The 12,628-nt window shown below is 76.4% G+C and carries 13 protein-coding genes; 6 read left to right on the plus strand and 7 right to left on the minus strand.

The window, feature by feature from the left end:
• Nucleotides 1-51 precede the first annotated feature (51 nt).
• The 4 genes from WDZ17_RS01820 to WDZ17_RS01835 are packed head-to-tail and all read left to right on the plus strand — an operon-like array spanning nt 52 to nt 3,890.
• Nucleotides 52-1,287, plus strand: coding sequence for a sigma-E factor regulatory protein RseB domain-containing protein (locus tag WDZ17_RS01820; RefSeq protein WP_339573425.1), 1,236 nt, complete (start codon nt 52-54; stop codon nt 1,285-1,287).
• On the plus strand, nt 1,284-2,300 hold the full coding sequence (locus tag WDZ17_RS01825) for an ABC transporter ATP-binding protein (RefSeq protein WP_339573426.1): 1,017 nt from the start codon (nt 1,284-1,286) through the stop codon (nt 2,298-2,300). The genes WDZ17_RS01820 and WDZ17_RS01825 overlap by 4 nt, the downstream gene beginning before the upstream one ends.
• A complete protein-coding gene (locus WDZ17_RS01830; protein WP_339573427.1) occupies nt 2,287-3,228 on the plus strand; it encodes an ABC transporter permease in 942 nt (313 codons plus the stop codon). Before WDZ17_RS01825 ends, WDZ17_RS01830 begins: the two co-directional genes overlap by 14 nt.
• On the plus strand, nt 3,228-3,890 hold the full coding sequence (locus tag WDZ17_RS01835; RefSeq protein ID WP_339573428.1) for a class I SAM-dependent methyltransferase: 663 nt from the start codon (nt 3,228-3,230) through the stop codon (nt 3,888-3,890). The genes WDZ17_RS01830 and WDZ17_RS01835 overlap by 1 nt, the downstream gene beginning before the upstream one ends.
• Before the next feature lie 21 nt (nt 3,891-3,911).
• On the opposite strand, the gene WDZ17_RS01840 is transcribed toward WDZ17_RS01835, so the two are convergent.
• The 7 genes from WDZ17_RS01840 to flgN all read right to left on the minus strand — a co-directional run bounded on the left by WDZ17_RS01840 (nt 3,912) and on the right by flgN (nt 10,289).
• Complete coding sequence (locus WDZ17_RS01840) at nt 3,912-5,174, minus strand: MFS transporter (RefSeq protein WP_339573429.1); 1,263 nt, start codon at nt 5,172-5,174, stop codon at nt 3,912-3,914.
• Nucleotides 5,175-5,240: 66 nt separating this feature from the next.
• Nucleotides 5,241-5,819: a TetR/AcrR family transcriptional regulator gene (locus WDZ17_RS01845; protein WP_339573430.1), complete on the minus strand. Its 579-nt coding sequence runs from the start codon at nt 5,817-5,819 to the stop codon at nt 5,241-5,243.
• Nucleotides 5,816-6,469, minus strand: coding sequence for a sugar O-acetyltransferase (locus WDZ17_RS01850; protein ID WP_339573431.1), 654 nt, complete (start codon nt 6,467-6,469; stop codon nt 5,816-5,818). Before WDZ17_RS01850 ends, WDZ17_RS01845 begins: the two co-directional genes overlap by 4 nt.
• A gap of 443 nt (nt 6,470-6,912) precedes the next feature.
• The gene (fliW, locus tag WDZ17_RS01855) at nt 6,913-7,326 is read right to left on the minus strand and encodes a flagellar assembly protein FliW (protein ID WP_339573432.1); all 414 of its coding nucleotides are present in this window, start codon (nt 7,324-7,326) and stop codon (nt 6,913-6,915) included.
• Nucleotides 7,323-8,261, minus strand: coding sequence for a flagellin N-terminal helical domain-containing protein (locus WDZ17_RS01860; RefSeq protein ID WP_339573433.1), 939 nt, complete (start codon nt 8,259-8,261; stop codon nt 7,323-7,325). Before WDZ17_RS01860 ends, fliW begins: the two co-directional genes overlap by 4 nt.
• Nucleotides 8,258-9,628, minus strand: coding sequence for a flagellar hook-associated protein FlgK (gene flgK, locus WDZ17_RS01865; protein ID WP_339573434.1), 1,371 nt, complete (start codon nt 9,626-9,628; stop codon nt 8,258-8,260). The genes WDZ17_RS01860 and flgK overlap by 4 nt, the downstream gene beginning before the upstream one ends.
• A gap of 139 nt (nt 9,629-9,767) precedes the next feature.
• Nucleotides 9,768-10,289, minus strand: coding sequence for a flagellar export chaperone FlgN (flgN, locus tag WDZ17_RS01870; RefSeq protein ID WP_339573435.1), 522 nt, complete (start codon nt 10,287-10,289; stop codon nt 9,768-9,770).
• Nucleotides 10,290-10,512: 223 nt separating this feature from the next.
• On the opposite strand from flgN, the gene WDZ17_RS01875 reads away from it, so the two are divergent.
• Together WDZ17_RS01875 and WDZ17_RS01880 are read left to right on the plus strand one after the other, a co-directional pair.
• On the plus strand, nt 10,513-11,568 hold the full coding sequence (locus WDZ17_RS01875; RefSeq protein ID WP_339573436.1) for a sigma-70 family RNA polymerase sigma factor: 1,056 nt from the start codon (nt 10,513-10,515) through the stop codon (nt 11,566-11,568).
• A 150-nt stretch (nt 11,569-11,718) separates the two neighbouring features.
• Nucleotides 11,719-12,567: a flagellin N-terminal helical domain-containing protein gene (locus tag WDZ17_RS01880; RefSeq protein ID WP_339573437.1), complete on the plus strand. Its 849-nt coding sequence runs from the start codon at nt 11,719-11,721 to the stop codon at nt 12,565-12,567.
• The last annotated feature ends 61 nt before the right edge of the window (nt 12,568-12,628 follow it).

A 12,628-nucleotide genomic window follows, 5' to 3' on the forward strand; every position in this document is an offset into this window, starting at 1 on the left:
GGCGGACGCCCCACGTGACGGTCCCGGGGCAGCGAGGCGCACAGTAGAGGCATGAACCCGCGCACCCGCTGGACCCTGGCCGCCGCGACCACCGGCGCCGTCGTCGGCGGCGCCGTGCTCGTGCCCATGGCGGCGAGCGCCGACCCCGACCTGCCGCCCACCACCGCCGACGAGCTGCTCACCGAGGTCGCGTCGGCGCAGCAGGTCCCGTTCTCCGGGACCGTGGTGCACACCACCGACCTCGGCCTGCCCGAGCTGCCGCAGACCGCGGGCGGGTCCGGCAGCGACCTGTCGAACCTCCTCGCCGGGTCCACGACCCTGCGCCTGTGGTCCGACGGGCCCGAGCGCGGCCGCGTGGCGGTGCTCGGCTCCTTCGCCGAGACCGACCTGGTCCGGGACGGCCAGGACGCCTGGGTGTGGCGCAGCGACGAGCGCACCGCCGTCCACGTCACCCTCCCGGACGCCGAGGAGCTCGCCGCCGCCCGGGACCGGGGGCCGACGCGCGACGGGAGGACCGGCGACGGGACGACCGGCGACGGGTCCCGCGGCGTCCAGGGCGACGCGCCCGAGGGCATGGCCGACGCCACGCCGGCGGACCTCGCGCGGCAGGCGCTCGACGCCGTGGAGCCGAGCACGGAGGTGACGCTGGACGGCACGACCGAGGTCGCGGGCCGCGACGCCTACGAGCTCGTGCTCGCGCCCCGGGACGCCGACTCGCTCGTGGGCGAGGTCCGCCTCGCGGTGGACGCCGAGACCTCCTACCCCCTGCGCGTGCAGGTCCTCCCGCGCGGCGCCGACGCCCCGGCGCTCGAGACGGCGTTCACCTCGATCTCCTACGACACCCCGGGGGACGACGTCTTCGCCTTCACGCCGCCGGCCGGCACGGAGGTCACCGAGGCGCCCTCGCTCGCCGGTGCCCTGCGAGGGCGTGACGGCGGGCACGGCTGGGGCCCCGGCCACGACGGCGCGGGGCGTGACGGCACGGACCGCGACGGCGCCGCCGACCGGCGGCCTCTCGTCGTGGGCGACGGCTGGGACGCCGTCGCCGTCCTGCCGGACGCGGCCGGCGCGCTCGAGGCCGGCGGGGAGCGCGGCGGCTCGTCCGACGGCGTCGGACAGGCGCTGCTGCAGGGCTTCCAGCCGGTGTCCGGGGACTTCGGGACCGGTCGCGTCCTCACCACGTCCCTCGTGAGCGTGCTGGCGCTCGACGACGGCCGCGTGCTCGTCGGCGCCGTCCCGGCGTCCGTCCTGGAGCAGGCGGCGCTGGACCCGGCCGCGGCATCGTGACCACGCCGGCGCCGGCGGCCACGCGGCCGGCCGCGCGGAGCACCCCGGAGCGGGACGCCCGTCCGGGGGCGGACGCCGACCTCGCCGTCGCGACCAGCGGGTTGACGAAGCGCTTCCGCGGCGGCCAGGTCGCGGTCTCCGACCTCGACCTGCGTGTCCCGCACGGCGCGGTCTACGGCTTCCTCGGCCCGAACGGCTCCGGCAAGACGACGACGATCCGGATGCTGCTGGGGCTCGTGGCCCCGACCTCCGGGACGGTCCGGCTGCTCGGCGAGGACGTGCCGGCCGCCCGCGCCCGCGTCCTGCCGCGCGTCGGCGCCCTCGTCGAGGGGCCCGCGTTCCACCCCTACCTGTCCGGGGCGGCGAACCTGCGTCGCACGGACGCCGCCGACCGCACCGTGGACCCGCGGACCTCGGGCCGCCGCATCGCCGCCGCGCTGGACCGCGTCGGCCTGACCGCGGCGGCCGGCAAGCGGTTCCGCGTCTACAGCCTCGGCATGAAGCAGCGCCTCGGGCTCGCCGCGGCGCTGCTGCGCCCGCGGGACCTGCTCGTGCTCGACGAGCCGACCAACGGCCTCGACCCGCAGGGCACCCGGGAGGTGCGCGCGCTCGTGCGCGAGCTCGCCGCCGAGGGCACCACGGTCCTCGTCTCCACCCACCTGCTCGCCGAGGTGGAGCAGCTGTGCAGCCACGTCGGCGTCATGAGCGCCGGCCGCCTCGTCGCCCAGGGGACGCTCGCCGACGTGACGGCGGCCACCCCGACCCGGGTGGCGCTCGAGGCGCGCGACCGTGAGGGCGCCGCACGGGTGCTCGCCGCGGCGGGCGTCGTCGGCGTCGCGATCACCGAGGACGGCGCGGCCGGCGAGCTGACGGCCGGCGGGCCCGACCCCGAGCGCCTGCTCGTCGACCTCGTCGGCGCGGGCGTCGGCGTCCGCCAGCTCCGGCTCGAGCGCGGGACGCTCGAGGACCTGTTCGTCGACCTCACGGGGGAGGGCTTCGATGTCCGTGCCTGACGCCACCTCCCCTGACGCCACCGCCCCTGACGCCACCTCCCCTGACCCCACCTCCCCGGCGGCCGGCCCGGCCGCGAGCGAGCAGGGCCGCCGCCCGTCGGCCGCCCGCGCCGACCTGCGGCTGCTGCGCTCGGAGATGGCGCTCGTGCTGAGCCGCCGCCGCAACCTCGTCATGCTCGGCGTGCTCGTCCTGCTCACCGCGCTGGTCGGGGTCGGCATCGAGCTGGCGTCCTCGGACGGGCCGGACGGCGGGGGCGGGCCGCCCTTCCTCGCGACCGTCACCGAGAACGGCCTCTTCCTCGCCTTCGCCGCGCTCACCGCGTCGCTGCCGGTCTTCCTGCCGCTCGTCGTCGCGGTCGTCGCGGGCGAGTCGGTCGCCGGCGAGGCCTCCAACGGGACGCTGCGCTACCTGCTCGTCACGCCGGTGGACCGCACGCGGCTGCTGGCGGTCAAGCTCGTCGCCACCGTCCTGTACGCGGCCCTCGCCGCGCTGGCGGTCTCATTGACGGGCGTGGTCGTCGGGCTGCTGCTCTTCCCGGTGGGGGACGTCGTCCTGCTCAGCGGCACCACCGCCCCCTACGCCGAAGGGCTGCTGCGGCTCGCGGCCGTGACGGCGTACGTCGTGGCGATGCTCACGACGGTGGCGGCCCTGGGCCTGCTCGTCTCGACGCTCACCGAGGTGCCCGTGGCCGCCATGTCGGCGACGGCGATCGTCGTCGTGCTCGTGCAGATCATGGGTCAGGTGCCCCAGCTGTCCTGGCTGCACCCGTGGCTGTTCACCGACGGGTGGCTGCGCTTCGCCGACCTGCTGCGCGACCCGGTCGCCGACGACGGCGTCGCCGGGGGGCTGCTGCTGCAGCTCGGGTGGGTGGTGGTGCTCGTGGCCGCGGCCTGGGCGCGGATGACGAGCAAGGACGTGACGAGCTGATGACGGCGGAACCGTTCCCCGCCTGGTTCTTCGACCGCGACGACCCCTCGCCGGACGGCCGCTTCTACGCGCCCGAGCGCCTGGTCACGCACATCGACGACGGGGCCGTCGCCGCGGTCGGCGAGCTGTACGCCGAGCTGGGCGTGGACGCGGCGTCGGCGCCGGGTCAGCCGCCGCGCCGGGTGCTCGACCTCATGTCGTCGTGGGTCTCGCACCTGCGCGGCGCGCCCGACGAGCTCGTCGTCCTCGGGATGAACGCGGCCGAGCTCGCCGCCAACCCGATGGCGACCGAGCGCGTCGTCCACGACCTCAACGTCGACCCCCGGCTGCCGTTCGAGGACGGCTCCTTCGACGCCGCGCTCTGCTGCGTCTCGGTCGACTACCTCGTGCGGCCTGTCGAGGTGCTCGCCGAGGCGGCGCGGGTGCTGCGCCCGGGGGCGCCGGTGGTGCTGACCTTCTCGAACCGCTGCTTCCCCACGAAGGCCGTCCACGGCTGGCTCGCGACCGACGACGACGGCCGCTGCGCCCTCGTCGTGGAGTACCTGCGCCGCGCCGGCGGCCTCACCGAGCCGGAGGTGCAGCTGCGCACCCCACCGGGGCCCGAGCGCGGCGGCAGCTACCGGGGCGACCCGCTCTTCGCCGTCGTCGCCCGACGGTCCTGACGCCCGTCCGGCCCGCGGTCGTCACCCCGCCGACCGGTCGGCGGGACGGGACGGCGCCAGCGGTCGGACGGACCCGGAGACGAGCAGCGCCAGGACGAGGAGCACGGCGACCACCGAGAGGGCCCGCAGGATGCCGGCGGCCTCTCCGAGCAGGCCGATGAGCGGCGGCCCGGCGAGGAAGGCGACGTAGCCGATCGAGGCGACCACGCTGACGCGCCCGGGCGCGAGCGCCGGGTCGTCCGCGGCCGCGCTCATCCCGAGCGGGAAGCCGAGGGCCGTGCCGAGGCCCCACAGCAGGGCTCCCGCGACCGCGAGGGGCAGGCTGCCGGACAGGACGAAGAGGCCCAGGCCGGCGAGGGCGACGACGGCCATGACGCGGATGGTGGCCACCCGGCCGTAGCGGTCCAGCAGCCCGGGCCCGAACCAGCGGCCGAGCGTCATCGCGGTGAGGAAGACGGCGAACGTCAGCGTCCCGAGCTCCTCGGCCCCGCCGTAGCCGTCGATGACCGCGACGGCGACCCAGTCGTTCGCCGTCCCCTCCGCGAACGCGAAGGCCAGCACGAACAGGCCGATGAGCACCGTGCGCGGCTCGCGCCAGGACGCCATCGCCCCGCGCGGGGCCGGGGCGGGCGCCGCCTCGGGCGCCGGTGCGGCGGCGGCCACGTCGACGCCCGGGTCGGGGTCGCCGAGGTCGGCTCCGCTGTCGTCGCCGACGAAGGCGCGGACCCCCAGCGGCACGGCGGCGGCGGTCACGAGCCCCACGACGGCGAGGTGCTCGGTGACGGGGACGTCGAGCCGGACCAGCAGGGTGCCGAGCAGCGCGCCCGCGACCGTGCCCACGCTGAAGCCGGCGTGGAAGCGGGACATGACCGTGCGCCCCAGGTGCCGTTCCACGACGGCGCCCTGCACGTTCATCCCGACGTCCCAGGCGCCGTTGCCGAGGCCGAGCAGGAACAGGCCGACGACGACGACCGGCAGCGCGCCGGCCAGCGTGCCGCCCGCCACGACGACGAGCGCACCGCCGAGCACGACGGACATCAGGGTGACCATCCGGCGCGAGCCGATGCGCGCGATGAGCGGACCCGCCGCGGGCAGCGCGAGCACCGAGCCGGCGGCGATGGCGAGCAGGACGAGGCCGAGGGCGCCCGTCGAGAGGTCGAGGCGGTCGCGGACCTGCGGGATGCGGGAGGCCCAGCTGGCGAAGGCGAACCCGGACGCGGTGAAGGCCACGTAGGTCGCCCGGACTGCTCGGCGGACGACCGGCGCGGGGAGGGGCGTGGGCACGGGGGGCCTTCCGGGTCGTGGGCGGGGAGGGCGGTCGGGACGCGGTGCTGCCGGGGTCAGGCAGGGTCAGGCGGGGTGCGGGGCCCCGTCGACGGCCCGGCGCACGGCCTCGCGCACGACGTCGCGCCCCATCGGCGCGGTGGAGAGCATGCGGTGCATGACGAGGCCCTCGACGAGCGCGTCCAGCCCGCGGGCCGTCGCGGGGTCGACGAGACGCTCGAGGGCGTCGCGGCTGGCCGCCATCCACCCCTCGGTGATCTCGCGCAGCGCCCGGTCCCGCAGCGCCTCGAGGTAGAGCTCGTAGGTGACCGACCAGTCCGCCTCGTCGGCACCGGCGTCGCCCATGACGAGGTCCGTCACCGCCTCGACGAGCTCCCCGGCGTCCCGGGCGCCCGCGACCTGCGCCGTCCAGCGGGCCGAGAGCCGCTCGGACAGGGTTCGGTACGCCGCGGCGCGCAGGTCGGCGAGCGAGGAGAAGTGGTACGTCGTCGAGCCGAGCGGGACGTCGGCGACGGCGGCCACGCGCCGGTGCGTCGTCCCGGCGACGCCGTGCTCGGCGAGCACCTCCAGCGCGGCCTCGACGATCCGCTGGCGGCGCTGCGGGTCGGTGCGCCGGGGGCGGGACGGGGCGCGGTCCACGGTCACCGCGCCTGCTCGGTGACCGGCCCCGCGGTCGGCTCGTCGAGCGAGCGGACGACGCGGGCCGGGCTGCCGACGGCGACGACCCGCGGGGGAAGGTCCTTCGTCACGACGGAGCCGGCGCCGACGACGGTGTCGCGTCCGATCGTGACGCCGGGGCAGACGACGACGCCCCCGCCGAGCCAGACGCCGTCCTCGACGGTGATCGGCGCGGCGGCCTCCCAGCCGGCGCGGCGGAGGTCGGGGTCGAGGGGGTGCGTGGGCGTGAGGAGCTGGACGTGCGGGCCGATCTGGACGTCGTCCCCGATCGTGATGGCCGCGACGTCGAGCGCGGTGAGGCCGAAGTTCGCGAAGCAGCGCGCGCCGATGCGGACGTTGCTGCCGTAGTCGACGTGCAGCGGCGGGCGGACCGCCGTCCCGTCGCCGACGGCGCCGAGCAGCCGGCGCAGGAGGTGGTCGCGCAGCGTGCCCTGGCGCGCCGTCGTGGCGTTGAAGGCGTCGGCGAGCTCCATGCCGAGGCTCGCGGCCTCGGCGATCTCCGGGTCGTCGGCGCGGTACCAGTCGCCGTCACGCATCCGCTGGGCCATGGAGCGGGGGTCCCCGGCGAGCGGGTCGCCCGCGTCCGTGGTGGTCGCGGTGGCCTCCGGGTGGCTCATGCGGACGACCGTACATACGCCCGCCGGTCGCGTGCGGCGCCGGACGGCGTCGAGGTGCAGGGGAGGGGCCCCGAGGACCGCATGAAGTCGTCGAAGTGCGGTGGTGCGGTCCCGGGGACCGCGAGAAGTCGTCGAAGTGCGGTGCAGGGGCGCCGAGGACCACAAGAAGTCGTCGAAGTGCGGTGGAGGGGCCCCGGGTGGCGCGAGAAGTCGTCGAAGTGCGGGGGACGGGCGCCGGGTGGCGCGAGAAGTCGTCGAAGTGCGGTGGTGGGGCCCCGGGTGGCGCGAGAAGTCGTCGAAGTGCGGTGGTGGGGCCCCGGGTGGCGCGAGAAGTCGTCGACGTGCGCGAGATGGGCGCCGGGTGGCGCGAGAAGTCGTCGAAGTGCGGGGGGACGGGCGCCGGGTGGCGCGAGAAGTCGTCGACGTGCGGTGGAGAAGGCCGGTCAGGCGGCGGCGAGCAGCGGTGCGCGCAGGGGGTGGTCGGCCCCGGCGAGGACGACCTGGGCGGCGCGACCCGTGGCGGCGTGGACGACGATCGGCGCCAGGAGGTTCGCCGTGCTGCCGGCGAGCGAGGCGCCCGGCGTGACGACGACGAGGAGCAGCGCGTCCTCGGCGCGCTCGAGGCCGAGCCCGTCGACGTCGTCCTCCTCGACCACGGGCGCGTAGTCGGGGAACCACGTGCCCGGGGCGAGGACGACGAGCCGGACGCCGTCGGTCTCCAGGGACTGCAGCGAGTAGAGCGTCCCCGTGTCGTCGAGGCGCACGAGCGCGAAGCGCGTCAGCTCCTCGAGACCGGGGAGGGGGGCGACGAAGGTCACCTCGGGCAGCGCCGGCGGCGCCTCGGCGGCCGTCGTCACCGCAGGAAGTCCATGATCGTCGGGGTGACGACCTTCGCCGCGGCCCCGAGGGCGGCCTGGTAGGCCTTCTCGTGCGTCGCGAGCTCCATCAGCGCCTCCGCCAGGTCGACGTCCTCGACGCCCCGCTGAGCCGACGTGAGGGACAGCGTCCGGTCCGCCCCGGTGCTCTGCGAGGACTGCACGCGAGCGTAACGAGTGCCCACGTCGGCGAGCGACGTCGTCATCCGCCCGAGCGCGGCGTCCAGGCGGCCGAGCTGGGCGGAGGACTGCGCGGAGCCGGCCACCACGGCCGACGCGAGGTCGTCGAGGACGGCGAAGACCGAGTCCGCGCCCTCGCCGAACGCCGCGGTGCCGGTCGTGTCGACACGGACGTCGACGCCGGGGGCGAGCGTCCGGGACACCGGGTTGCCCGCTCCCGCCGACGGCTGCACGACGCCGTCGGCCCCCGCGGCGAAGGCGACCGACGCGCCCGTCGTCCCGCCGAAGACCGGCCGGCCCAGGTACGTCGTGTTCGCCGTCGCGAGCATGTCGTCCCGCAGCCCGCGGATCTGGGTCGCGATCGCCTCGCGCCCGGACGCCGAGTTGGCGTCGGACCCGGCCTGCACCGCGAGCTGGCGGGCGGTCTGCAGCAGGGCGGTGCCGCGCTGGAGCGCGGTGTCGCTCGTCCCGAGCCAGCTGATGGCGTCGCCGGCGGCGCGCGCGTAGCGGTCCTCGGCGGCCAGCGCGCGACGCAGCTCGAGCGCCTTGTCGGTGCCGACGACGTCGTCCGACGGTCGCTGGATCTTCTTGCCGCTGGACACCTCCGCGGTGGCACGGGCCAGGCGCTCGGCCGCGGCGGCGATGCTCGCCTGCGCGGTGCCGCTCGTGCCCCGCAGCGTGGCGCGGCCGCTGACGTACCCGCCGGTGAGGCTGGCGGAGACCCCGGAGACGCTCATCGTCCGACCACGCCGGTGCGGTTGATGAGGGTGTCGAGCATCTCGTCGACGGCGGTCATGACGCGGGCAGCCCCTTCGTAGGCGCGCTGGAACGTGAGCAGGTCGACCATCTCGCTGTCGATGTCGACGCCGGTCGAGGACGTGAGGACCCCCTGGGCGCTGTCGCGCGCCGTGGCCGTGGCGGTCGCCCGCACGTCCGCCGCCGAGACGGCGCCGGCCGTCGTCACGACGAAGGTCCGCCACGCGGCGTCGGGACCGGCGGTGCTCTCGGACAGCGACGCCATCCCGGCCGCGATCGAGACGTCGCGGTCGCCGTTGCCGGCCTTGATGTCGGCGGGGGCGATCGACGCCGTGATGGTGGTGGCGGTGACGGCCCCGCCGTCGGTGGCGGTGAAGACCGCGGGGTCGCCGTGGCGGCCGTTGACCTGCGTCGCGAGCGCAGCGGCGACGCGGTCGTAGCCGGCCATGGTGCCCGGGAGCGTGGTCGTGAGCGCCTCGGTGAGGCCGGCGGCGGTACCGCCGACCGCCAGGGCCGACCCGCCGAGCGTGACGGTCGTCGCCGCGGTGGAGGCGCCGTCCATCGCCGCCGGTCCGCTGATCGCGATGCCGGCCGCCGTGCCGCCGTCGACGAGCTTCTGCCCGCCCACGACGACGTCGACGGCGCCGCTGTCGCTGCGCGGGGAGCTCGTGGCGCCCACGAGGGTCGACAGGCGGCGAACCAGCTCGTCGCGCTGGTCGGCGAGCTCGTGCGCCGGGGCGCCGGTGCCCTCGGTGGTGACGATGAGGCGGTTGAGGTCGGCGACGGACGTCGCGAGGCTGTTGACCTCGGTCGTCAGCGTCCCGAGCTCGCCCCGCACGTCCGACCACGTCGACGTCGTCCGCGCGGCTCCCTGGCGCAGGGACGCGGCGACCTCCTCGCTGCGCCCGGCGACGGTGACGCGCGCGGCGTCGCCCGTGGGGCCCAGCGGGTCGGCCTCGGAGAGGCCGGACCACGCCCCCCACATGGCGCCGAGGCGGGCCGTCAGGCCGGAGTCGCCCGGCTCGGCGAAGCCGCCCTCGACCGTGGACAGCACCCCCGCGCGGGCGCTCGCCAGCGCGGCGTCGCCCGTGGCGACCTCGAGGCGGCCCGCGGCGAGGCGGTCCGTGAGCCGCGCGACCTGCGTCACGGTGACGCCGGAGCCGGTGGTCCAGCCGCGGACGCCGTCGGACAGGGAGGCGCGGGGGCCGGCGATGGCGGCGGTGTCGACGCGCTGGCGGGTGTAGCCGGGGGTCGCCGCGTTGGCGACGTTCTGCCCGGCGACGTCCATCGCCCGTCGCTGCGTCTGCAGCGAGCTCAGGGCGATGGACAGGCCCTGGAACGTGCTCATGGGGTCCTCGCAGACGCTTGGTGGGGCGGGTGGGTCGTCGTCCTCATCGGCAGCGGCGGCGCTGACCTGAGCGGGTGACCGCGTGCCGTCGACGGGCCGGCGCCGGCGTGTCGCGCCGTGCCGCCGGAGGTGCTGACGCTCAGAGGCTCTCGTCGACGAGGCGCGCGGCGCGGGCGACGGGGTCGGCGGCGCCGGAGCGGGTGCCGCCCCGGGGGCCGTAGGTCTGCACGGGGACGACGGGCTCGCCGGGGCGCACCTCGCCGAGGGAGGCGAGGGCGTCGTCGAGCGCACGTCGCCCGGACGACAGGACGTCGCGGTTCGCCTGGGCGGTCGCGCTGATCTCGCTCGTCAGCACGAGGAAGGCGTCGCGGTGCGCGCCGAGGACCTCGTCCCACGGTGCGGGAGCGGCCTCGGCGAGCTGCCGCAGACCGGCACCGGCGGGGGCGCCGACCTCGGTCGCGACCGCGTCGACGTGGACGGCGCGCTCCAGCTCGGCGCCGCGCACCTGGTCCAGGACGACCTCGACCTCCCGGGTGGCGTGCGCCAGCCAGCGGGTGCGCCCGCTGGACAGGACGAGCTGCTCCTCCTCCAGCTTGAACAGCAGCAGCTCGAGCACCTCCCGCTCGCGCCACAGCACGTTCGACAGCTCCGCCAGGCCCATGCCGGTCCTTCCCTCGTCGTGCACCGCGGCCGGTGCCGGCCACGGTGGTCCGGGACCCTCATCGGTCCCCGTGTCCGCCCGCTGAGACGTCCGCGGGAGCCGTGGGCCGGTCGGGGGAGCGGCGCGGACCTGAGGGACGCGGGGCCGTGCGGGTGGCGTCCGCGCGCCGCGTCATCCGCTCGGGCTCAAGGTGCCCCGTCCGGGGGACGAGAGATGCGGCGTGATGATCCCGACCCAGCGCACCGCCGCCGCCCCCCGGGGGGCCGTGGCTCCGGTGCCGAAGCCCCAGCGCTCGTCCCGTCGTGACGCCGCCGCCGTCGAGGCCCTCGTCACCGCCCACCTGCCGCTCGTCGGGCACGTCGTCCGGGAGGTGGCGATGCGCCTGCCGGCGCACGTCGACACCGGCGACCTCGTCGGGGCCGGCTCGACCGGTCTCCTGCAGGCCGCGCGCGGCTACGACGAGGCGACCGGCGTGCCCTTCCCGCGCTACGCGAGCACCCGCATCCGTGGGGCCGTGCTCGACGAGCTGCGCGGCATGGACCTCATGAGCCGCGGCGTGCGCTCGCGCGGCCGGGAGCTGCACGTCGTCGAGGACGGCCTCACCGCCACGCTCGGGCGGCGCCCCACGCGCACCGAGCTCGCCGGGGCGATGGGGGTCGACATCGCCGAGGTCGACCGGCGCCGCGCCGAGTCCGGGGTCACGGTCTCCAGCCTGGACGCGCCGCTCACCGGCGCCGGCGGCGGCGAGGACGCCCTCGTCCGCACCTGGGCGGAGGGGCTGTCCGACGACCGCCCCGGCCCCGAGGAGCTGGCGCTGCGCGCCGAGCGGATGCGCGTGCTCGGGGCGAGCGTCGCGGCGCTCCCGGAGCGGCTGCGCGTCGTCGTCACCGCGACGTTCCTGGAGCAGCGCCCGCTGGTCGAGGTCGCCGCGGACCTCGGTGTGACGGAGTCGCGCGTCAGCCAGATGCGGACCGAGGCGCTCGGCTTGCTGCGCCAGGCGATGGACAGCGTGCTCGAGGCGCGGCCCGCGCCGGCCGCGCCCACCGGCGGTGTCGCCGCCCGGCGGCGGGAGGCCTTCTACGCCGACGTCGCCCTGCACGCCGCCGCCTCGGGCGTGGGCAGCCGGGCGAGCGGCGTCGCGGCGCGCGAGCAGCTGGCGGCACGGGCCGCGGCGACGTCGAGGCCGGTCGCGCCCGTCGTCGTCCCGGGGGCCGCACGGGCCGTCCCTGGTCAGCGCACGGGCGCCGACGCGCTGCTGCGCCAGCCGCTGCCCGCCTGACCTGCGGCGACAGGCCGTCCCTCACCCGGACGGCGCAGCGCCCACGAGACCTGCTCAAGCCCCCGCCCGGGGGGCCGATGAGTTGGGGGAGCCCCCACGGACGGGAGCTCGACCACCACCAGCACCACCTCACGGAAGAGAGACAGCATCATGGGTTTCCAGATCAACAACAACGTCGCCGCGTTCAACGCCTACCGGAACCTCTCGGTCACGCAGAACTCGGTGAGCAGCTCCCTCGAGAAGCTGTCCAGCGGCCTCCGCATCAACCGCGCGGCGGACGACGCGGCCGGCCTGGCGATCTCCGAGGGCCTGCGCAGCCAGGTCGGCGGCCTCAAGGTCGCCGTCCGCAACGCCCAGGACGGCATCTCCGTCGTCCAGACCGCGGAGGGCGCGCTCAACGAGACCACGGCCATCCTGCAGCGCATGCGCGACCTGTCGGTGCAGGCGGCCAACGACTCCAACTCCGCGGACGCCCGCACGGCGATCGGGACCGAGGTCACGCAGCTCACCTCGGAGCTCACCCGCATCTCGGCGTCGACCAACTTCAACGGCACCAACCTGCTCGACGGCTCGGCCGGTGCCGGCGCCGACGGCAAGCTCTCCTTCCAGGTGGGTGCAGGGTCGACGGCCGCCACGGACGCCATCGAGGTGGACCTCGGGGCGGCGAACGTCGCCGACGTGGCGACGGCTCTCGCCGGGCTGGCCTTCACCGACGCCGACGCCGCCCGTACGTCGATCGACACGATCGACACGCAGATCGGGGTCATCACCACGGCTCGCGCCAACCTCGGTGCGGTCCAGAACCGCTTCGAGCGGACCATCAACAACCTCAACGTCTCGGTCGAGAACCTCACCGCGTCGGAGAGCCGCATCCGCGACACCGACATGGCGGCGGAGATGGTCAGCTTCACGAAGTCGCAGATCCTGTCCCAGGCCGGCACCGCGATGCTGGCGCAGGCCAACCAGATGGGCCAGGGCGTCCTGCAGCTCCTCCGCTGACGCGAGCGGGCCCGGCTCGTCGTGAGCCGGGCCCGACCGCGGCAGCACCGCCGGTGGGGGG

The organism is Pseudokineococcus basanitobsidens, assembly GCF_037482545.1.
Lineage (GTDB): Bacteria > Actinomycetota > Actinomycetes > Actinomycetales > Quadrisphaeraceae > Pseudokineococcus > Pseudokineococcus basanitobsidens.